The 21,280-nt window shown below is 35.9% G+C and carries 18 protein-coding genes and 2 riboswitches; of the genes, 9 read left to right on the forward strand and 9 right to left on the reverse strand.

What is annotated here, in order from left to right; translation table 11 throughout:
* Positions 1-25: 25 nt before the first annotated feature.
* From AL499_RS07700 to AL499_RS07715, 4 genes are all read left to right on the forward strand, one after another.
* Positions 26-547, forward strand: coding sequence for a hypothetical protein (locus AL499_RS07700; RefSeq protein WP_002460769.1), 522 nt, complete (start codon positions 26-28; stop codon positions 545-547).
* Between the two features lie 115 nt (positions 548-662).
* Complete coding sequence (gene glcP, locus AL499_RS07705; RefSeq protein ID WP_002460768.1) at positions 663-2,006, forward strand: glucose transporter GlcP; 1,344 nt, start codon at positions 663-665, stop codon at positions 2,004-2,006.
* An 18-nt stretch (positions 2,007-2,024) separates the two neighbouring features.
* Positions 2,025-2,345 (forward strand): hypothetical protein, encoded by a 321-nt coding sequence (locus AL499_RS07710; protein WP_002492383.1) that lies wholly within the window; start codon positions 2,025-2,027, stop codon positions 2,343-2,345.
* 63 nt (positions 2,346-2,408) lie between these two features.
* Positions 2,409-2,678 carry a hypothetical protein gene (locus AL499_RS07715; RefSeq protein ID WP_002479052.1) on the forward strand — a complete coding sequence of 90 codons (270 nt, stop codon included), beginning with the start codon at positions 2,409-2,411 and terminating at the stop codon, positions 2,676-2,678.
* 373 nt (positions 2,679-3,051) lie between these two features.
* On the opposite strand, the gene AL499_RS07720 is transcribed toward AL499_RS07715, so the two are convergent.
* From AL499_RS07720 to AL499_RS07730, 3 genes are all read right to left on the reverse strand, one after another.
* A complete protein-coding gene (locus AL499_RS07720) occupies positions 3,052-3,846 on the reverse strand; it encodes an arylamine N-acetyltransferase (RefSeq protein ID WP_226952587.1) in 795 nt (264 codons plus the stop codon).
* Positions 3,847-3,986: 140 nt separating this feature from the next.
* Positions 3,987-4,742 (reverse strand): SDR family oxidoreductase, encoded by a 756-nt coding sequence (locus AL499_RS07725; RefSeq protein ID WP_002492541.1) that lies wholly within the window; start codon positions 4,740-4,742, stop codon positions 3,987-3,989.
* Between the two features lie 103 nt (positions 4,743-4,845).
* Entirely contained in the window at positions 4,846-5,424 is a 579-nt protein-coding gene (locus AL499_RS07730; RefSeq protein ID WP_002492576.1) for a hypothetical protein, read from the reverse strand.
* A 247-nt stretch (positions 5,425-5,671) separates the two neighbouring features.
* Between AL499_RS07730 and AL499_RS07735 the strand changes: the two genes are divergently transcribed.
* A complete protein-coding gene (locus AL499_RS07735) occupies positions 5,672-7,207 on the forward strand; it encodes a PTS transporter subunit EIIC (RefSeq protein ID WP_002492409.1) in 1,536 nt (511 codons plus the stop codon).
* Positions 7,208-7,412: 205 nt separating this feature from the next.
* Here the strand turns inward: AL499_RS07735 and AL499_RS07740 are convergent, their stop codons facing one another.
* Genes AL499_RS07740 through AL499_RS07750 form a run of 3 tightly spaced genes read right to left on the reverse strand, consistent with a single transcriptional unit; the run spans position 7,413 to position 10,717 of the window.
* Positions 7,413-8,183 (reverse strand): SDR family oxidoreductase, encoded by a 771-nt coding sequence (locus tag AL499_RS07740; RefSeq protein WP_002460759.1) that lies wholly within the window; start codon positions 8,181-8,183, stop codon positions 7,413-7,415.
* Positions 8,184-8,203: 20 nt separating this feature from the next.
* Positions 8,204-9,637, reverse strand: coding sequence for an acyl-CoA reductase (locus AL499_RS07745; RefSeq protein ID WP_002492392.1), 1,434 nt, complete (start codon positions 9,635-9,637; stop codon positions 8,204-8,206).
* Positions 9,638-9,649: 12 nt separating this feature from the next.
* Positions 9,650-10,717, reverse strand: coding sequence for a LuxE/PaaK family acyltransferase (locus AL499_RS07750; RefSeq protein WP_002460757.1), 1,068 nt, complete (start codon positions 10,715-10,717; stop codon positions 9,650-9,652).
* 71 nt (positions 10,718-10,788) lie between these two features.
* Positions 10,789-10,888, reverse strand: a riboswitch (TPP riboswitch).
* A gap of 97 nt (positions 10,889-10,985) precedes the next feature.
* A riboswitch (TPP riboswitch) is annotated at positions 10,986-11,084 on the forward strand.
* A gap of 134 nt (positions 11,085-11,218) precedes the next feature.
* Between AL499_RS07750 and AL499_RS07755 the strand changes: the two genes are divergently transcribed.
* Positions 11,219-11,791, forward strand: a complete 573-nt coding sequence (locus tag AL499_RS07755; protein WP_002492523.1) for an ECF transporter S component — start codon at positions 11,219-11,221, stop codon at positions 11,789-11,791.
* A gap of 429 nt (positions 11,792-12,220) precedes the next feature.
* Here the strand turns inward: AL499_RS07755 and AL499_RS07760 are convergent, their stop codons facing one another.
* The 3 genes from AL499_RS07760 to AL499_RS07770 all read right to left on the reverse strand — a co-directional run bounded on the left by AL499_RS07760 (position 12,221) and on the right by AL499_RS07770 (position 17,640).
* On the reverse strand, positions 12,221-13,597 hold the full coding sequence (locus tag AL499_RS07760; RefSeq protein WP_037540733.1) for an MFS transporter: 1,377 nt from the start codon (positions 13,595-13,597) through the stop codon (positions 12,221-12,223).
* Between the two features lie 12 nt (positions 13,598-13,609).
* On the reverse strand, positions 13,610-16,642 hold the full coding sequence (locus AL499_RS07765; RefSeq protein WP_002492376.1) for an NADH-dependent flavin oxidoreductase: 3,033 nt from the start codon (positions 16,640-16,642) through the stop codon (positions 13,610-13,612).
* A gap of 77 nt (positions 16,643-16,719) precedes the next feature.
* On the reverse strand, positions 16,720-17,640 hold the full coding sequence (locus tag AL499_RS07770; RefSeq protein WP_002492444.1) for an FAD:protein FMN transferase: 921 nt from the start codon (positions 17,638-17,640) through the stop codon (positions 16,720-16,722).
* 298 nt (positions 17,641-17,938) lie between these two features.
* Between AL499_RS07770 and AL499_RS07775 the strand changes: the two genes are divergently transcribed.
* The 3 genes from AL499_RS07775 to AL499_RS07785 all read left to right on the forward strand — a co-directional run bounded on the left by AL499_RS07775 (position 17,939) and on the right by AL499_RS07785 (position 20,968).
* The gene (locus tag AL499_RS07775; RefSeq protein ID WP_037540717.1) at positions 17,939-18,448 is read left to right on the forward strand and encodes an HdeD family acid-resistance protein; all 510 of its coding nucleotides are present in this window, start codon (positions 17,939-17,941) and stop codon (positions 18,446-18,448) included.
* Between the two features lie 512 nt (positions 18,449-18,960).
* A complete protein-coding gene (locus AL499_RS07780) occupies positions 18,961-20,160 on the forward strand; it encodes a MalY/PatB family protein (protein WP_002492387.1) in 1,200 nt (399 codons plus the stop codon).
* 520 nt (positions 20,161-20,680) lie between these two features.
* Positions 20,681-20,968, forward strand: a complete 288-nt coding sequence (locus tag AL499_RS07785; RefSeq protein ID WP_225306478.1) for a hypothetical protein — start codon at positions 20,681-20,683, stop codon at positions 20,966-20,968.
* Positions 20,969-21,280: the final 312 nt, after the last annotated feature.

Here is a 21,280-nt window from a genome sequence, read left to right on the forward strand (position 1 = left end):
CAAAATATGTAAAGGTAGTGAATACATGGAATTTAACCATGCAATACATCAAGATAATACACATGCTAAAGTAACAATTATTGATAATGAAATATTAAAATATACGTCAAATATCATTTTCCCATTTATAGTTGGCGTTATTTTGTTTATATGTGGTTTAGTCGTCTTTATTGTCATTTTTGGGTTTCTTTCAGCGATAATAACTGGGCAATATAGCTTTGTGGCTAGTGGGGGTATTGCGCTTGTTGTTTCATATAGTTTATTTAAAGGTTTACACAATAAAATCTTTGAAAAAGAAGTTACATTGTACCAATATGGACATGAACGTTACGAATTCATCATTGGTAACCAACAATATACAGGGTATTACAAACATGTTGATAAAGTAAGATTACGACGATACTTTGGGGATACAACGTTATTTGCGCCAGATATTTCGTTAACACTCGTAACATTAAATGGCACGTTTAAGTTTGCGACTACACGAATAGGAGCACAAGAAGCTATAGGAAAAATGGAGGCTCATTTTAAACGTCTATCTCAATGAATAGAGTTCGCTGTAAAAATAGTGAAAGTCGATATTAGTGATGAGTGAAGTAAATTGAATCATATGGAGTCAGAGCTTATAATATACATAAGTTTTAAAAAAGGTGGATAATTACATGAATATTAAAAAATATTTAATTTTTATTATAGGTGCGCTAGGCGGTTTACTTTATGGTTACGATAATGGGATTATTTCAGGTGCTTTAACCTATATCCCTAAAGATATTCCGTTAACAAGCTTTCAAAGTGGTTTAGTTGTGTCATCTATGCTGTTTGGTGCCGTTATTGGTGCAGGTAGTAGCGGGCCGCTATCAGATAAGATTGGACGACGTCGTTTAGTACTATTTATTGCGATTATCTTCGCATTAGGTGCATTTATTTTAGCAATTGCGCCTAATGTTACGATATTAGTTCTTGGACGAATTGTCATAGGCCTAGCTGTAGGGGGTTCAATGGCAACAGTGCCAGTGTATTTATCTGAATTAGCACCAACAGAACTACGTGGTTCATTGGGTTCATTGAACCAACTGATGATTACAATCGGCATTTTGGCAGCTTATTTAGTAAGCTATGGCTTTGCAGATATGGGCGCATGGCGCTGGATGCTTGGACTTGCAGTGGTACCATCTATTATTTTATTAATAGGTATTGCTTTTATGCCGGAAAGCCCAAGATGGCTATTAGAAAATAAAACAGAAAAAGCAGCGCGTCACGTAATGCAAATTACATATAGTGATGAAGAAATCGACCGTGAGATTAAAGAAATGAAAGAACTTGCTGAAAAGACGGAGAGTAGTTGGTCGGTATTAAAATCTAAATGGTTAAGACCGACGTTAATCATCGGTTGTACGTTTGCTATCTTACAACAGTTTATTGGTATTAATGCTGTTATCTTCTATGCATCACCTATTTTAACAAAAGCTGGCTTTGGAGAATCAGCGTCAATCTTAGGTTCTGTAGGCATTGGTGTAGTAAATGTGCTTGTAACAGTTCTGGCATTATTTATTGTCGATAAAATAGATCGTAAAAAATTATTGGTTGTCGGTAATATCGGTATGGTGGCTTCTTTAGTAATTATGGCAATCTTGATTTGGACGTTAGGCATTCAATCATCTGCATGGATTATTATTGTTTGCTTATCACTCTTTATTGTATTCTTCGGTGCGTCTTGGGGACCAGTGTTATGGGTAATGTTACCAGAATTATTCCCAACGCGTGCACGTGGTGCTGCAACAGGGATTGCAACCTTAGTATTGAATATTGGTACGCTTATCGTGGCACAATTGTTCCCAATGATTAATGCAGCATTAGATGTTGAATGGGTATTCTTAATCTTTGCGGCAATTGGCGTTGTAGCCTTAATCTTTGTTATTAAGTTCTTGCCAGAAACAAGAGGCCGTAGCTTAGAAGAAATAGAAATTGAGCTTAGACAGCGTGCTGGTGTAAAAACAGAACAGTAACAATTAAATCATGTAATAATGGTCAATCATTGTAGCGATGTTAAAAACATTCTTAAAAAAGGTGATATTATTTTTAATAAAGAACAACATCCCAAATTATTAACTGTACTGCATATCATTATGATTGTCTTTGTCGGGTTAGCTGTCTTAACATTATTAATCAGTATCATTGCCCATTTTATTGTAGGTGGTCGTCCATTTTATCATTTTGCATATGTATTGTTTATCATTGGCATGCTTGCTGAAGTTAGTATTAATATTATACAGCGTCAGACTCAAGCTGCGGTGTTAAGTATAATAATGATTGTGTTAGCAATCATTATTATTTTCGCTGATTAATTGAGTAACAAAGTGAAATTATATTTATAAAAGAAATAATAACATCATAAAAGGAGTGTTATTTTGAGTGAGCGACGTAGATCGATCATTAGTAGTTTATTATTGATATTAGCGGTTATCATCATCAGTGCTGTGGTTTTGTGTGATATCATCAATTTTATAGCTGGAATATCGGTAAACCATCATATCATTAATACTCAGTATAATATGTACTTTGTATTTGTTAGCATGTTATTATGGATTATATCTGAAGTGTTTGATAAGCAGTATGTTAAAGCTGTAATCATAGCGCTTGTTGTTGGTGTACTAACAATCATCGCGTTGATAATTTGAAAGATTGTCTCTTTTTATAAAAAATCATCAATATAATTCAGGACAAATGTCTGATTTTAAAATAATAGAGTTTGGGCCATAATTATATTTTAGGCTCTGAGTTCTATATTGGCAGTAGTTGACTGGATTGAAAATACGCTAATACCAAGCTTTTTTCAATCCTAGTCAACCTTGCCGGGGCGGGACTAAGAATTCATAATGAATTCTGTCCCGCTCCCTTTTTATATTCAATACTTCGTATAGTTGACGCTTTTGCTTAGTGGGTAGCTTACTTTGTTAGAAAAACTGGTTTAGCCAGTTTTTCGGTGCTAAACGAATGAGGTAACTTGTGTATAAAATCAGCATAACATATGTTACCCAATTGAAATTTCTATTATGATAGTTCTAGCCGATCAATCGTCACATTAAGATTAAAATAATCTTGTAACAGCTGACGATAATTTTGAGGTGTGACGTCGTATTGTACTTTTCTGTTTTGTTCAGTCACCGTAAGATGTTGTTGGGACATTGTTACACGACCATATGATTTAGGCTGTGTGATGAGTAAGTTTTGAACAAAGATAGAATCGGGATGTGTCTCATTATAGTTAATTTTATCTTTAAATGCATCAATTGAAGATGCTTTTAATATTGCATCGTATTTCGTTTTCCAAGTATCACTTTCCCATTTTTGGACAAAAAATCTTGTTTTATTTTCATTTTCAAATATGGCACGAAATGTTCCAGATATATCTTGTACAGGTTGACTATCTTGTTCTAAAGTAATAGGCATCGCATGAAGTGGTAAATCACCAAATCCTACATCGGTCACATAATATGTCCCTTGTAATGGAACGACGAGTGACACGTGTGAGCCTTCTAACCGATGTCCCCCGTTTGCTGTGTGAACGGTAGCTGACATCATCTGTGCATCAAAACCTTTAGCTTTTAAATATGCCTGGAATAACGTGTTTAATTCATAACAAAAACCTCCGCGATGGTTGTCGACAATTTTATGGTATAAATCATTGATGTCGACAGAGATAGGTATGCCATTTTGAACGTTGATATTTTCAAAAGGCACCGTATACATAAAGCGTGTTGCATAATCATTTAATGCTTCTAGCGATGGTTCTGAATAGCGTTCAGAATCAATGCTCATATAGTGCTCAAACGCTCGGATATTCATCATAAAATCTCCTTTTATAATCAGTTATAGACGCAATGTTAACAATCGTTATATCTTGTTACAATTATGATGTTTTATCAATTTTTAAAAATAAAAAAACGGGGTAACATCATCCCCGTTTTATTAAAGCAGTGCTATTTTTATAGTACACCATCAGGTTCTTCGGGTAACAATTGACCACCATCGATAACTAGGCTTTGGCCAGTAATAAATTTTGCTTCTTGTGACGCAAAGAATGTTACCGCATAACCAATATCTAAAGGTTCGCCTAATTCATGTGTAGGAATAATTTTACGTGTGCCTTCTAAATAAGCTTCACCTTGAGCTTTTAATCCGTCAGTTAATACATTTCCTGGTTGTACAGCGTTTACAGTTATACCATATTTCGCATACTCTAGTGCCGCACTGCGCATAAAGCCTAATTGACCTGCTTTAGAGGCACCATAGTGCGCCCAACCAGGGTAGCCAGTAATTGGCCCAGTAACAGAAGAAGTAATGATGACACGACCATAACGCTGTGCTTTCATTACTTTTAACACAGCTTGTGTTACAAAAAACATACCTTTTAGATTAATATTTTGAATATAATCCCAATCTGCTTCAGTCAATGATTCGATATCAATTTGTGGGTATACACCTGTGTTTGATGCCAGAATATCAATGCGTTCATATTTAGCAACAATTTGATCAACGACGTCTTTAACTTGGTCATGCTGTTTGACATCTAACTCAATGAAGTCTCCGTTCAATTCACGTGCCGTTTCTTTACCACGTGTGTCATCAATATCCCCAATAATCACTTTAGCACCTGCTTGGGCTAATGCTGCTGCAATGCCTTTGCCAATACCATTAGCACCGCCAGTAACGAGTGCAATTTGATTTGTTAACTTAAACATTCCATCACCTCATGATTAATTAATTTTCACTCTCTCTATTCCATCAAAAAGGTGATCTTAAACCAATTAAATCATAAATGCTATTTGACAATACAAGGCATGACTATTCTGGTAGGTTAATGTTGTTATAACGTTTTTCCAATGTTAAATATAATTCTCGTACATAGCGATGCGCTTCATCTAATGATAAATGTGGCTGTACTTCGTCATAGCGTGTCTGTTGCTCATGAGATAAATCTTGCTTAGTTACGCGTGTATATTCTCTTGAGATAAATGTAATTAAATGTTCGTAATACTCAGTTTCAAAATGATCACACTTAATTAAGTGAATAAATGAGTGAAGTTCACCCTGATTGTTTATAAATACGCTATTTACAATATCAATTTCAGTTTGCACGTCATTTTTAAATGAGAGAAGCGGTGAAAGCACAATGAGATAAAAAAATAGTAAAGCAAAGATTAAACCAGCTATAATCGTCCAATTATCTGGAAATATGGTTCCATGGACAAATATATTATCTTTATTATTTTTTAAATATATATTTCCTAAATAAGGCAATATAGCAGATATTGGTATGGTTGGAAACATGATTAAGACAAATTTCCAATAATCTTTATTAAATCGTTTAAGTTTTGTATATGTTAAATTTGAAAAGCTATCGTTTGTCAATACTTCTTCCATGGTTAGTGACCTTTCTTATGTATGGCGTAGTAGTTTTATTATATATAAATATTGAAGTATAAATTATATGAAATAATTTGTTGTTTATTTAGACTGATATAAAATTAGTTGTTCAAGTGCTATTTTGAAAAGTTTTTTCAAAATACTAAAAAAGATTGATAATAATTTTCTGCGACATTATAGTATATGTGAAAACGAACCCCTATACATACAATGTGGTTCTTGCTTATTGGGAGGAGTGTAAACAGTGAACAAAGTTTTTGAGAAAGCACAACAATTTGGGAAATCGTTTATGTTGCCTATTGCTATTTTACCTGCTGTTGGATTATTACTTGGCATAGGAGGTGCACTTAGTAATCCAAACACAGTCAAAACTTATCCAGTATTAGATGTAGCCATACTACAGAATATTTTTACATTAATGTCTAGTGCAGGAAACATTGTCTTTCAAAATTTACCAGTTATTTTTGCGATTGGTGTTGCTATAGGCCTAGCACGTAGTGATAAAGGGACGGCTGGACTAGCTGCATTGATTGGCTTTTTAATCATGAATGCCACCATGAATGGGATGCTAGTCATAACTGATGGTTTAGCTAAGACAACGGAGCTTGCAAAGCATGGACAAAGTATGGTGTTAGGGATTCAAACGATAGAAACAGGTGTTTTTGGTGGGATTGTTACAGGTATTTTGACGGCTTATTTGCATAATAAATATAATAAAATTACGTTACCTGCTTATCTTGGTTTCTTTAGTGGTTCTCGTTTTGTACCTATTGTCACAGCGATAAGTGCTATTTTTCTTGGCGTTATCTTGTTTTATATTTGGCCTACAGTGCAAAGTGGGATTTTTAATGCGGGCGGTTTAGTTGAAAAAACAGGCGTTATTGGTACATTCTTCTTTGGTTTTATTTTAAGATTACTTGGTCCATTTGGGTTGCATCATATTTTTTATTTACCATTCTGGCAAACAGGTCTTGGAGGTTCATTAGAAGTTGGAGGCCATATGGTACGTGGTACGCAGAATATCTTTTTAGCACAGCTAGGAGATCCACATGTCACACATTATTTCTCAGGTATTTCACGCTATATGTCTGGCCGTTTTATTACGATGATGTTTGGGTTATGTGGCGCGGCATTGGCCATTTATCATACGGCTAAACCACAACATAAAAAGGTTGTTGGTGGATTGATGTTGTCTGCAGCATTAACATCATTTTTGACAGGGATTACCGAGCCGTTAGAATTTAGTTTCTTATTTGTTGCGCCAGTATTGTATTTAATTCATGCATTTTTAGATGGCTTGGCCTTTATGATGGCAGATATTTTTAATATCACGGTAGGACAAACATTTAGTGGTGGGTTTATCGATTATATTTTATTTGGTGTTTTACAAGGTAATGATAAGACAAATTATCTGTGGGTCATACCTATTGGTATTGTGTGGTTTGTCTTATATTATGTGATTTTCAGAACATTGATTACTGTTTTTAACTTTAAGACACCTGGTCGAGAAGATAAAGAAGCACAACACACAGTAGCTGCAACAGAGCGAGCTGAAACAATTGTCCAAGGGTTAGGCGGTAAAGAAAATATTGAGATCGTAGATTGCTGTGCAACGCGGTTGCGTGTAACACTTAAAGATGGTGACTTACTTGATAAATCCACACTGTTAAAGACCGATGCCAAAGGTGTAATTGTTAGAGGTAACGGCGCTCAGATTGTATACGGTCCTCACGTTACGACAATTAAAAATGAAGTTGAAGAATTATTAGAACAATCATAGGGAACATAGTTCAAAATATGCTTTTTCATAGTTAAATATGATATATATAATATGATTTCGAATGGGAGCGGGGCAGAATTTATTATGCATTCTGTCCCGCTCCCCGGCAAGGTTGACTAGGATTGAAACAAGCTTGGTATCAACGTATTTTCAATCCAGTCAACTACTGCATGATGTTCCAGATTCATTCTCTCATAATGTCATTCTATATTGTGAGTCCACCATCAACATATAGAACTTGTCCTGTCATAAAACGGCTCCAATCACTTGCTAAAAACATTACAGGGCCAGCAATATCATCTGGGACGGTATAGCGACCTAAAGGTGTTTGCTGTATCAATTGTTGTTTAAGCTGTTCTTTCGTAGCTAGTGTATTATTTGTTGGATAGACAAGGCCAGGAGCAACACAGTTTACGCGAATACCATACTTACCTAAATCTATTGCTAAATTTTTGGTGTAGGCTTCTAGTGCACTTTTAGCTACATTATAAGAATGGTAAGGGACGATAGGCCGTTTAATTAAATTTGTTGTCATATTAATAATTGAAGCTGCTTGTTGTTGCTTTAAATAAGGTAAGGCTGCTTGTATCACATTATGCGTATACAGCAGTGCGCCCTCAAATTGTGTCGCGTAATCTTGCCAATTCATCTCATCTGCGACTTGACGGGTTTCAGCATTAAATTCGAATGGACGAAAGGCATTGTTTACAACGCATGAGAGTTTGCCATAATTATTCTGTATATAATGCATCATCTCATCTACTTGTTGACGTTGATTGATATCTGCTTGTATCGCTTCAGCAATACCGCCATGTGCTTGACATCGTGACACAGTTTTTTGTGCCGCTTGTGTATTGGATTTATAGTTGATAATAACGTGTGCACCGGATTGAGCACATGCTTCTGCGATGGCACTGCCAATACCTCTACTTGCACCAGTGATGAGTATGACTTGGTCTTGTAACGTAGTCATCATCATTCCTCCTTCTTTGAAAATTAAATTTCATAATCGACAAAATGTTCACTGCTGGATAATAATGGTTGTTCAATATCGACAAAGCTTAGTAAATCGCGTAAGTTAAAGCCACCATCATGATGCCAACCAGCTTCCGGTAAAGTCATTGTTTCAAGACTTGAAAAACGACAGACACCTACTTGAGCCAGTGCTTCAGACCACTGAAACATTTTTTCAGTCGCAGCTGCAATGCCAACCGTTTGTAAATATGAACGATAAGGTGTGAGCAGCTGTGTTAGCTGTGTAATGTTGGTAAATGGCATAATTCTAACAAATCGATTTAATGGACTTGGTAAAAAGGTTAATTGTTTATGGAAGGTGACAATCCATGACGCATGAGCACCTTTAAAAACATGTATATCATCAGTAAGTAAAGCTTGCGTCTCTGCTTGTTGTAACCAATGTGATCTGGTCATACTATCTTGTAAATTGAATGATTGAACAGGGAAAAGTTGTTCAATTTGTTGTAGCTGATGTGCAATCATTTGAGCAACTTGTAGAGGATGATAGTTGCCACCCTGTTGTATAAAAATCATTTGTGGTGAATAACAGCCTTGCTGATCATAGTTAGCAATTTCCCGGGCAATATTTCGAGTTACTTGCTCTACTTTATTAGGAGATAATGTTTCATTGCCTATTAAGGCTAAGCTGACCTTTTCGCCATAAGCTAAGAAACGTTTAGTCACGGGAATTCGTTGAGCAATGGCAGACAGAACATCATTATTGCCGTAACCTAAAATAACGTCTGATTGTTCAATGGCAATACTTTCTAATTGTATCTCGCCACCAGGCCAATAAATGACGGCAAAGCATTGAGCAATAACAGGATCGATTTCCGCAATAATTTCTGCGAACCAACTAGCTAAAAAGGGTTCAGCATGCGGTAATTTACAAATGCTACCAGATTTCACTAATAAGCTACTAATAAAGCTCCATAATGGTAGTCCTGGTATATTGCCAGACCATAAATGGGTGATGAGTGCAGGACTAACGGCCTTAGTATAACCCCCTTTATGATTTGGAATAAACTGATTAAGTATTTGTGGGTTAGGTAAGTCTTCCGCGATAAAACGATGTAGTTGATGCTTCCGGAAAGTCATTAAATAACGCGTTAGCCCAACCTTTATTTTGTCAAAAGGATAACCCGTTGATTGCGGTAAAATTTCTTCAGCTAATTGACGCCATTTAGATGTGCGGTCTAATAATATCTGGATGGCGTGATCAATTACGTCAATGATGTCATTAATCGTATATGCTTGTAAATGATATCTGGCCGATTTAATTTGATGACACACGTTAGTTAATTGAGATTGTGTTAAGTCTGGAACTTTCACGGTATAGTTGCCCACTTGAATTGTTTGATAATGAATGTCTTCAGCCTTTAGAAAAGGGACATAGCCAAGTTGTATGGTCACGTTAATCCTCCTTTATTTCATCGTGTTTAAAAATGACTCAACAGCTAGGGAGCAACCTTTAGCTAAAGCGCCTTCAGTGCGTCCATGTAAGATAAAGCCATCATTTCGTGCTTCACCAATATCTTCCATCATAATTGCAGCAACAGAATTATAATTAGCTAAGTCATAATGAATTAAGACACCTTTTTCTCCATTTGGAACAGGTTCTAATGTGAGCGGATTAACAATTCTACTACGACACCAATGAGGTCCGTGCTTGATTGAAGGTGACACCGCATTGCCATCATCATAAAATTGCGTACTTAATTCTGTGACACCATACATATTGATACATTTATCTTTTGGCACACCAAATCGTTTTTCTAATGTGCTATAAAATTCTGATTGAGGTACATCGCGAGATTGATTTTTATAGCCTCCAGTATCAAAGATAAAGCTATCTTTAGGTAGTTTAAAATAAAGGCCGTGGTCAGCTAAATAATCCAAGAAATGAACCAAACTATAACTTGCGCCTAATAATGCATAAGGTGTTCCTTGTGCTTCGGCATGACGTAAAGATTGCACCACTGACTCAAATTGAATGCCCTGTTGATTAATAAATGTGTCACTAAGTGAGGTTCCAAATTGTTGTTTAACAACCTCTAAGTAATGCGCTAAAGATGAATGGGGCATATCATTAGGGCTAGGGAATAAGATACCCATATCAATACGTTCTATCTGAGGCATGACCTTTTGCTTAAAAAATTTCGTCATAGCTAAATCATAAACATCTAAATCTAGATGATAATTTTTTCCTTTGATTCCGCGTGTCGTACCGCTTGTCATAAAGACATATGCTGCATCTTCTGGAGGAATCGCACTAAAGGTCGCTTGTTTAAAGGCGTCTATAGGTACGGCAGGAATATCTTGCCATTGACGCACAGTTTGAGGTGTCTTGCCTTGGGCGATACAAAATTTTTGATAGTCTAAATTATGATTAAATTGAAAGTTAAAAAGCGTGAGCGCCATTTGTGGAAAATCTTCTGATTTACCGTCAGTAATAAAGTTAGTCATCTGTTGTTTTATTTGTGTAATATCCATTGGGACAGCCTCCTAAGCATAAATAAAAAGCAGGATACACCATCATATAATGGTACATCCTGCTCAGCGGTAATTAAATCTAATCACTTTCCTACGTTGGTATTAGCCATATCAGGTTCAATGGTTGAAGTAAGTTACTTCTCTCAGCAAGATGCACCCATAGTGATGTATAATATTGGAATACTTTTATTATATTGAAGATAGATCGTGTATGCAAAAATAATTTTGACATTGTATTTTAAATGAACTATATTTTAAGTAATGCAGATATAAGTACTAGGGGTGTTTTCGAACTGAGATGGTGTCATCCAAACCCTTTGAACCTGACCTAGTTAATACTAGCGTAGGGAAGTATATAGGATGCGGGATATATATACTTTTTTTACGAGGTTGAGACAGGAACAGCTTATGCTTTCGGAACCAAAAGTTCTGAAACTAGATTGTTGTCTCTCTCTTTTTTTGTACTTTTCTGCTCAATGTTATCGAAGGAGTAGAGTAAGAATGAAAAGATTGACGTTAGCAGATATTTTAGTCACCGTATTAATTAGTTTTATTTTTGGAATTATTTATAAAATGGTAGGCTTAACCGTTGCCGCATTAAAACCACTAGGATTGCATTTAGACCAAATTGCATATGGTTTATGGTTTATCGCGGCGATTGTTGCTTTTCTTATCATTCGTAAACCGGGTGTTGCCATTTTAGCAGAACTTGCAGCTGGCGCAGGAGAAACAATATTATCTGGCGAGTTAAACATGTCAATCATCATGCACAGTCTTGCACAAGGTCTTGCATGTGAATTGATTTTCTTAATTTTTAAATATAAGTCAACGAAAGCATCTGTTGCCATGTTGGCAGGGGCAACTGCAGGAATTTTTACCGTTCCTGTCGATTGGTTCTTTAATTATTTAGGCAATATGCCGTGGTGGAATGTGATATTACTTTATGCGATTCGCATTTTAAGTGGAACCATTTTATCAGGATTATTTGGCTATTATATTGTCCTATCACTAGAGAAAACAGGTGTTACACGCTTGTATCAATCATCGACGAAAAAAGATATCGATTCGTTATAAAGATACAGTGATAACTTTAATTATTAAAAAGAAAGTCTGGGACATCATTATGTTTTAGGCTATAAACTATATATTGTCACTAGTTGACTGGGTTGAAAATACGCTGGATACCAAGCTTTTTCAATCATCTAAAACGCTGGATTATTATATAATAGTAAAAGTCACATCGTATAAAACAGGCTAAGAAAAAGATTCTAAAATAATAGCACAAAGATGATTTATATCAAACCATCTCTGTGCTTCTTTTATATATAACACTTAATATTGTGTATCCCCAACTTGCTTTGCTTGATGAATTTCTTTTTAGAAATTCTCTTTGTTGGGGCCCCGCCCCAACTTGCTTTGCTTGGTGAATTTCTTTTTGAAATTCTCTTTGTTGGGGCCCCGCCCTAACTTGTCAGAGGTATTGACGTCCTAGACTGTGAAAAGTTAGGCTTTGACGTGTTGTTTAGGTATAACTAAGAAAGCTACTATAAAGGCTGAAATGACCATACATGCACCGACAATAAGGGCGATAGTTGCTGCCATATGAGGTGTGTGGTTTATCTCTAAAGTTGAATAAACAGTTGTTACTACAGCGATACCGAATGCGGCACCTAATGTAGAGGTCATTTTAATGATACCTGAAGCCATACCGACCTTAGATTCAGGTGCATTAGATACTGCAGTTGATAGCGCTGGTGTGGCGAAGAAGCCCAATCCCAGTCCTATAAAAGAGAAACCAATAAGAGCAATGATGTAATACAGGATATGTGGTAAGAAGTTTAAGGCAAGCAACAAAATACCTACACTAATTGATATTGGACCAGCCATCAATGGGATTTGTGGGCCTTTTTTTTGCATAAAACGCTCACCAATACGTATCATTAATAGACTGCCTAGCATATAAGGGATAGTAATCAGTCCAGCTTGTGCTCCGGTTAAACCTAAGCCCGCTTGCGCAAAAATATTGAATAAAGCAAGTGAACCAATCACGGTATTTACTAATAAATTGGCAATTGTTGTTCCAATATAGACCTTGTTTGAAAATAAACTAAAGTCGATAAAGGGATGCCGTTGTCGTTGTTCGTAAAAATAAAAGATAAATAACGTGAGTACAAATATAATCATCAAGGTTAAAATGATTGGGCTTAACCAGCCAATTTTTGATCCTTGCGTAATCACTACATTGACACTGACCATCATGATTACAAAGACAATGATACCGATGACATCAAAGCGTTTACCATCGCTAGAACGATCTTTGGATTCAGGTGTACCACGCAATAAGATAATTGCGATAAACGCAAAGATGATAGATAGGATAAAAATCCAACGCCAACCTACATAAGTTGCAATAGTACCAGCGAATAATGACGCTAAACCTGTACCACCATAAGAGCCAAATGACCAGAAACTTAAAGCTTTTTGCCGTTCTTCACCAGTAAAAAATTGATTAATTAAAGCAATTGTAGAAGGCAATAAACAAGCTGCTGACAATCCTTGTAAGACACGTCCTGTTAATAATAAGATAGGCATGTTTGAGATAATGAGTGCTAAAGAACCAATAATGCTAAGGATTAATCCGATGTTGGTCATTTTGACACGTCCTAATTTATCAGATAATCCGCCTGCTACAACGATAAAGACGCCTGTAAGTAATGAGGTTAAGCTCACTGCTATATTAACTACACTCATGTCTATTTTATAGTCATGTTGCACATGAGGTGCAATATTCAATAATGATTGTGCAAAAAGCCAATACGTTAAAATACCTAATATAATTCCAATAATAAGTTGTTTACCTTTTTGATATGAATTTGACATACTCATCACGACCTATTCCTTAATAACTTGATGCTCTGATGCGGTTTGAGCTGCAATACGACCAAATGTAAAGATATCAGCTAGTGCATTACCACCTAATCGGTTACCAGCATGTATACCTCCTGCAACTTCACCAGAAGCATATAAACCTTGAATGACTTGGCCATTAATATCGAGTACTTGAGCACCTGTGTTAATACTTAAACCACCCATGGTATGATGCACGGCAGGTTTTCGTGGTGTTGCATAGAATGGTGCTTTTTCAATTTTAAGATCAAAGGCATTTTTACCAAAATCATCATCATGTCCTTTGTCGACAGCAGCGTTATAGCGCTCTATTGTATTGATAAATGTGTCAGGATTTATATTTAATTTTTCAGCTAGTGCCACTAATGTATCAGCTTTAACGAGTGTGCCGTCTTCAAGCTCATGATTAATCTTATCTTCAGATGTATTCATTGCGAGTTCTTTAATATTCGCATCTGCAATAATGTAGAATAAGCCGTCAGGTTGTTCTAAAGCAGCTTTGGATAAGACGTCACGACTTTCAAACTCATTGACAAAACGTTTACCATCTTTATTGACGAAGATAAAGTTTGATGGTGTCACGATTAAGCCAGTAAAGAGTGCACCTGTTTTCGGATCGGAAATAGGCATCATTTGTGTGAAGCCCATGCCTACAAGTTGCGCACCTGCTTGAGCACCTAAGCGAATACCGTCACCAGTAATGGCAGGGGAATTAGTAGTTTTAATATCATCAGGTATGTTATCCCAATACGTATTGTATTGTTGGAGCATTTTCGTATTAGCACCAAAACCACCTGTAGCAAGAATGACACCGTAACGTGCGCGAATATGCACTTTGGCACCATTTGCTTTACGTGCTTCAACACCAACCACTTTATGGTCTTCAACAATCAGTTTTTCAGCTGTCGTTTCTGTAAAAATACGTCCGCCGTTTGTTTTAACATAGTTACTTAACGTCTCTATATATTCTAAACCTTGTGCTTTCATAGGTTTATGGCCACGACGCCATAACGCACCTACAGGCATATCAACGAAAGAACGGTCAAAATGAACACCTTTGTCTGTCAACCATTTAACAGATGTTAATACATTGTCTGTTAATGTTTTAACTAAATCATATTGTCCAGAAATCTCTTCTCCGTATTTATCTGTGCGCTTACCACCAAGATAAGTTTGTATACGATGTAATTCGATTGAATCAAAGAGATAAGGTTTCTCTTCTTCTGTAGCGTTCAAATAGTCTTTGATTTGATCTTTCACTTTGTGGAAATCTTCTAGGTAGTCCTCAGCAATGTTTGCTTCGTCTAATGATAAGAGTTCACGTAATGTATCTCTTTCACCAGCGAGTGCAGGGAAGCGATTTTGCCATTGTGGTTCTGGTGCGTTGACTTGGCCACCAGTTCGAATTGTATTACCACCAATAGCAGGGAATTTTTCCAACATAATAACCTCTTTGTTATTATCCAAAGCTGTAGCAGCTGCACTTAATCCAGCACCACCCGTGCCAATTACAACAATATCTGTCGTTTCTTCTATTGTTTCATTTGACCATTGCACAACAGGTTTTGGTCTAGCTCGTAAAATATCTGGATCTTCACCAGCTTGAGTGATGGCATCGGCTATACCATCAATAATACCTTGGCTGGTTACGGTAGCACCTGAAATGACATCAACATTTAATGTTTGTCCGTCGATAATATCGCGAGGTAAACGTTCAAAGACAGGATTAGCAATTCCTTCAGACTCGCCGCTGTCATCCACATGAACGCTTATAATTTTATCTTTAGACAGTTCTACTTGCATTGGCAAATTACCATTATGTCCTTTTGCATAAACGTTGTAAACTCCTGCTTTAAACGCTACTTTTTTATTTTGTAATGCTTTTAATTTTTCATATTTTCTATGTTCTTCGGCCTTATCAAGAATCATAAAGTCCATGACTTTCCATAAAGGTGAAGGAATGTGTAGCGTTTGTTGATCGTGTATATCTGCGAAATCTTCTACAGTTTCGTCATTTAATATTTTTTCTAACCAATTTGGCTCGACTAAATAAGCTTTACCAACACTCATTAAATCATAGCCTAGAGTCAAGGCTTCTTCTGCATCTGCACGTTGTGCAATGCTTCCAACACCCATGATTGGAATCTCTGCCAATGTTTCATTTTGAAGGGATAAATATTTATTAATTAGCGGTTCAGTATCATCTTGGTTAACGATAGAAGTTCGTTTATAGCTATTAGCAGAAATATGGAAGTAATCTGGATGGTACTGTGCCAAGGTGTTAAGTAAGAACATCGTATCTTCAAAGCGAATACCAGGTTCTTCTATTTCTTCAGGGGAGAAGCGGTAACCAATAATAAAATTTTGCGCATGATGTTCTGAGGCAACTTGTTGTACTTTTTTCAATACTTCAACGGGGAAGTTTGTTCGTTTTTCTCGTGATCCGCCCCAGTCATCTTGTCGGCGGTTAGAGTGTGGAGAGAAAAATTGTTGTAGAAGGTACGTGTTAGCACCATGAATTTCAACACCATCAAAACCTGCTTCAATGGCACGTCTCGTTGCTTCTCCAAAGCGTTCAATCATGTTTAAAATTTGATTGTGGGTCATTTCTCGTGGTACTGAAGCGTCAGGTCTTAAAGCAGCTACTGGACTAGCAGAAATAGGTGTTTCACCAGCATTTAATTTTGGATTAGCCATACGACCAGCATGATATAGTTGTAAAATTGCTTTCGAACCTTTTGATTTAATGGCATCGGCTAAGCGTGTTAAACCAGGAATCTTTTCATCCGTATCGATACCTATAGCGCCAGGAAAGCCTCTACCGTGGTCTTCAACGAAGCAACTTTCGACAATTATTGCTGATGCACTCCCAGCTCTAAATTGGTAGTAGTCAATCATCTCTCTAGTGACGCTACCATCAAAATAGCCAGCTTGAATCGTCATTGGTGCCATTAAAACACGATTCTTTAATGTTGCACCACAATGTAGTGTCAGCTGATCAGTAATGTGTTTATCCATAATAACATCCTCCTGAGTGTGTATTGTGAAAACATTCACAATATGATGTAAAAAATATATGCTCTTATGAGCAAAGATTATAAATGCAACTTTGTTCTTAATTGATGTGTAAACAAGATGTCATGATTTTTGCGTATAATCACTCCTTCAACTCTGTCGATTTGGTTTAACAAATCAATATTCTGTTGCGCGTAGCCGAAGCTACATAGCGTTGACCAAATTTCGCCATCTATAGAATGGTTAGAAATAATCGTAACACTTGCAATATCATTGTTCACTGGGTAGCCAGTAGTACTATCCAAAATATGATGATACAGTTGACCATCTTGATAGAAATAGCGCTCATAAATACCAGATGTCACGACCGATTGTTGCTGTATCTCTACGGTTAATAATGGTAATCCATCGTGATGAAATGGGTCTCTAATACCTACATGCCAAGTTTTGTGTGTAGCAGGACTGCCAATTGTAATGACATTACCCCCAAGATTGATAATGCCTGAAGTTACACCATTTTGAAGAAAAAATGCTTGTAATTCGTCGGCAAAATAACCTTTTGCAATTGCACCTAAATCGATTTCCATACCACGCTGTGCTAAAAAAATCTCATGTTTGGCATCGTTTAAGTATAAGTGATGTGGTTGAATGCGTCTTAGTCGTTGTTGAATTTCTGTGTTTGTGGGTAATTGAGCATCTTCAAAGCCAATTCGCCATAACTTGACGAGGGGACCAATTAAAATATTTAATTTTAGATTGGATGACATTGATGCTTGATGTGCTTTTTTAATAAGATGAAACAATTCAGGATGTACCTGAACTGGACGAATACCGGCTTGTTGATTGATTGCCATCAACTCTGATTGGGTATTGTTCGCGCTAAAACGTTGTTCCCAAGCTCTAATTTTGGCTTCAGCGAGATCGAATAAGTATTCTGCATCATCGTGATTGATAGATAGTTGTATGAGGGTTCCCATTGCCTTAATTTGCCGTTTGTTCAATAGACAGCCCTCCTTTTTAAATTGCCTCGAAACTTTGTCAACGTTCAATTATTATCATAGCATGCATACAATAATAAATGATTGATGTCATTAAAATGTCATAATAATATTATGCTATTATTTTTAATAATCATAATAAGTAATTCTTAATGTATTTTAATTGTTTAACTAGTGGATATGTCATGATTATAGTTGTGTTATAGGGGTATTTAGTAGATAAATAATAAGTTGTTTTATATGTGGCTTGCTTATTGGATTGGTCTTAACATAAACAACGGAAATGCAAGGAGTGCGAATGATGCGTAAACAAAATGACAAATTAAAATGGTCAAGTCTCATTATGGGAACCCTATTATTGATTACTGCTATTATTATTTTTAGTCATCCGGTTAAAAATTTTTATGCCTTAACGTGGCTAATTGGTGTATTTATTGTGATTAATGGTATATTAGGGCTCTTTTTCAGAAGAGCAGCCAAGGCGATGACTGGTAGTGGCACTTTAACAACGTTTATGGCGGTAATTGACATTATATTTGGTCTACTAGTCATGTTCAATATTGGTGTAGGCTCAGCCTTCTTTATCTACATGTTTGCCGTTTGGTTTGTGATTAGCTCAGTCATTGGTTTAATGACATTGTCAGGACAAGGGCGATTTAAAGGACTATCAATTTTGATCAATATGCTTGGTTTGCTATTTGGTATTATTCTGCTGTTTAATCCAATGATGGGAATGGTCATTGTATCGATGATGATTGGCATAAGTTTTACCATCATAGGCGTAATGTATATCGTGGATGGATTGGCTTAAATTTAAATTATTTATAATAGTTGAACAGATTGTGATATAAACACTAGAAATTTAGCCAGTAAATGAGTTTACAAAAACTCATTTACTGGCTTCTTTATTCATAATACGTCGTATGATTGACTCGTATGCATAGAGCGCTATCTCTCCATCCCAACTTGCTTTGTTTGGCGAATTTCTTTTCGAAATTCTCTTTGTTGGGGGCCGGTCTTTGTCGAACACTGTATTCTCGGGGGTCTCGTTATATATATTACGTATTCATGTGTCGTTTTACGGCGAAGTTTTTTAAGAAATAAGCACGGTAACATGATGCAACATCTGCTACTAATAAAACTTCGGTTTTTATGCGTTCAAATGATATTGTGGAAACTATACTTGATAAAAAGATTTTGGCGTTGCAATTTTAATCCGTTCTATTTATGTTCCACACTGTCTTTTCACTTGTTATGGATTGTAAATGAATAAAAGAAAATAATAGGCTATAATCGGTATAAAGACTTAGCGGAGGTACTGATATGACATATAATTTTGATGAAATCATTGATAGACGTTCAACCAATGCGATGAATGTTGAAGGCTATCTGCCATATTTATTTGGTAATGCAGATGTGTCAGATTTACAACATGCTGATGACTTAATTCGCTTATGGATAGCGGACATGGATTTTGCGACACCTGACGTGGTACTGAATGCCATTCGTCGTCGTTTAGATCAAAAAATTTTAGGCTACACACAAGTATTCCATGTGGATTATTACAACGCATTTGTTAAATGGACGCAATCACGTTACGGCTATCACTTTCCGCAAGAGCAATTGGTCTTTTCTCATGGAATCGTTGCCGGGTTGATAGAGTTAGTAAGTTATATTTGTAACAATGATGATCATGCGCTTATTTTAACGCCAAGTTATGGTCCATTTAAAATGGCATGTGATGAGAATCAAGTTGAGGTACACTACTCACCACTTATCAACGAAGAGGAGTATTATCGCATTGATTTTGATGATGTAGAACGTCAAATTGTACAACATAATATTAAGCTATGTATTTTCTGCAATCCACATAATCCATCTGGACGTGTATGGTCACGTGAGGAATTAGAACGCTTCGGAAATATTATGAAAGCACATGATGTGTGGTTAATTTCTGATGAAATTCACTGCGATATAATGAGAAAAGGTATGCAACATTTACCATTTGCGACCGTTCTTCCTGACTATGATAAAGTTATTACAGCCATGTCACAAAGCAAAGCGTTTAACATAGCAGGGCTTATGTTTTCAAATCTAATTATTAGGCATAAAGGACTATTAAATACATGGAAACAACAACATTTTGGTAGTGAGAATCCATTGAGTATTGCAGCAACTCAAGCTGCTTATGAACAAGGTGAAGATTGGCTACAAGCTATGAATACTTATTTAGATGGCAACTTTGAATGGTTAAAACAATTTTTACAACAAGAGCTTCCAAATGCGAAATTTAAAATCCCAGAAGCAACATATTTGGCTTGGGTAGATTTGAGTGATTATATCACGCAGCAGCATATTTCTGAACCTATGGCGAAGTATTTTATTAAGCGGGCAGGCGTGATAATCGAAGGTCAAGAACAGTTTGTACATAATGCAGATGGTCATATCAGAATTAATTTAGCTGTGCCAAGAACAGTGTTACAACAAGGATTAACTAAAATTAAAGCAGCACTTATGTCATAGTTGAAACCATCATTTTTCTAAGGTGCATCTCAAAAGTTGGACAATGATCTGACTGTTTTGGGGATGCACCTTATTTTAATTTGTGAAAGGCATATTTCTTATGATTATATCGAAAAGACATAAGCAAAGTTTAAACATCAATTAAGAAAAATTTAAGCTTAATAACATCAAAATTGTGATATATTGCACATTAGAAGGAATAAGTATGAATTACAGTCATAGTGTAAGTTGGATAGTTAAATAAGATTAAACAGATTTTAAATTGATTAAAAAATTGGTACTGTTGTTTGCGTCATTAAATGCATTATTTAAATACTATGATGTTTATTATCCTACTGTTAAGCAGCTACTTAACCCATATGAGCTAGCGAGTTAAATGCGCTGATGATACAATTGAAAATCCTTTAGTAAAGAATGTTTATAGCTTAGAAGTTGAAGAAAAGTTGAGTTTAAATGATGCGAAAATGTTTTTGGGGTTGAATAACAAGAAAGAGAAAGGTTGATGATGTTGGGAACATTTATGGAAATATTAAAAATAATAACACCTGTGCTATTAGCTTCTGCTGTTATTGCTACACAATATTTATTATCACGTACAGGGAAAAAACGATTTGGATTAATTATTCCAATTATTACCTTGGCAGTAATTGTTTATATGCATATTACAGGGATTTTAGGATTGAAATTAATTGGGACCATCCTTTTAACAATTATTGCAGAGCTTTTTTTATTAGGGCAATGGGTAAGTGCTCAAGAAGATCGTAAGAAAAAACACGCTGAAAATGAAAGTAAGGATTTAAAGTTATAGAAGATATAACAATGTTAAGTTGAATTTTGACGTTGCTAAAAAAGATTGGAGATACATATTTAAATCATGCCGGGGCTGGACTATGAATTCATAATGAATTCTATCTTGCTCCTTTTTTAATGCAATTATTTTGATGTTATAGAAAACATAGATGAGGCATTAAACTAAGTATTAAACGCTGAAAAAGAACCGTCAGTATTTTGCTTCTTTGAAATGCATTTGTGTATGTGTCTGGGATTAAAAAAAGTGTATAAAAAATTGACTAAGCAAGGTTGCTATTTCTCAAATTGACAATTATGAATTGCGATACTT

The organism is Staphylococcus lugdunensis (genome assembly GCF_001558775.1).
Taxonomy (GTDB): Bacteria; Bacillota; Bacilli; order Staphylococcales; family Staphylococcaceae; genus Staphylococcus; species Staphylococcus lugdunensis.

Coding starts and splice junctions, on each gene's coding strand:
- AL499_RS07725 (WP_002492541.1), bottom strand. CDS start 4,742: ATGTTTAAGTTAACAAATCAAATTGCACTCGTTACTGGCGGTGCTAAT.
- AL499_RS07700 (WP_002460769.1), top strand. CDS start 26: ATGGAATTTAACCATGCAATACATCAAGATAATACACATGCTAAAGTA.
- AL499_RS07750 (WP_002460757.1), bottom strand. CDS start 10,717: ATGGATATTACACAAATAAAACAACAGATGACTAACTTTATTACTGAC.
- AL499_RS07720 (WP_226952587.1), bottom strand. CDS start 3,846: ATGAATATCCGAGCGTTTGAGCACTATATGAGCATTGATTCTGAACGC.
- AL499_RS07760 (WP_037540733.1), bottom strand. CDS start 13,597: ATGTCAAATTCATATCAAAAAGGTAAACAACTTATTATTGGAATTATA.
- AL499_RS07710 (WP_002492383.1), top strand. CDS start 2,025: ATGGTCAATCATTGTAGCGATGTTAAAAACATTCTTAAAAAAGGTGAT.
- glcP (WP_002460768.1), top strand. CDS start 663: ATGAATATTAAAAAATATTTAATTTTTATTATAGGTGCGCTAGGCGGT.
- AL499_RS07755 (WP_002492523.1), top strand. CDS start 11,219: ATGAAAAGATTGACGTTAGCAGATATTTTAGTCACCGTATTAATTAGT.
- AL499_RS07765 (WP_002492376.1), bottom strand. CDS start 16,642: ATGGATAAACACATTACTGATCAGCTGACACTACATTGTGGTGCAACA.
- AL499_RS07730 (WP_002492576.1), bottom strand. CDS start 5,424: ATGGAAGAAGTATTGACAAACGATAGCTTTTCAAATTTAACATATACA.
- AL499_RS07740 (WP_002460759.1), bottom strand. CDS start 8,183: ATGATGACTACGTTACAAGACCAAGTCATACTCATCACTGGTGCAAGT.
- AL499_RS07775 (WP_037540717.1), top strand. CDS start 17,939: ATGCGTAAACAAAATGACAAATTAAAATGGTCAAGTCTCATTATGGGA.
- AL499_RS07785 (WP_225306478.1), top strand. CDS start 20,681: ATGGAAATATTAAAAATAATAACACCTGTGCTATTAGCTTCTGCTGTT.
- AL499_RS07780 (WP_002492387.1), top strand. CDS start 18,961: ATGACATATAATTTTGATGAAATCATTGATAGACGTTCAACCAATGCG.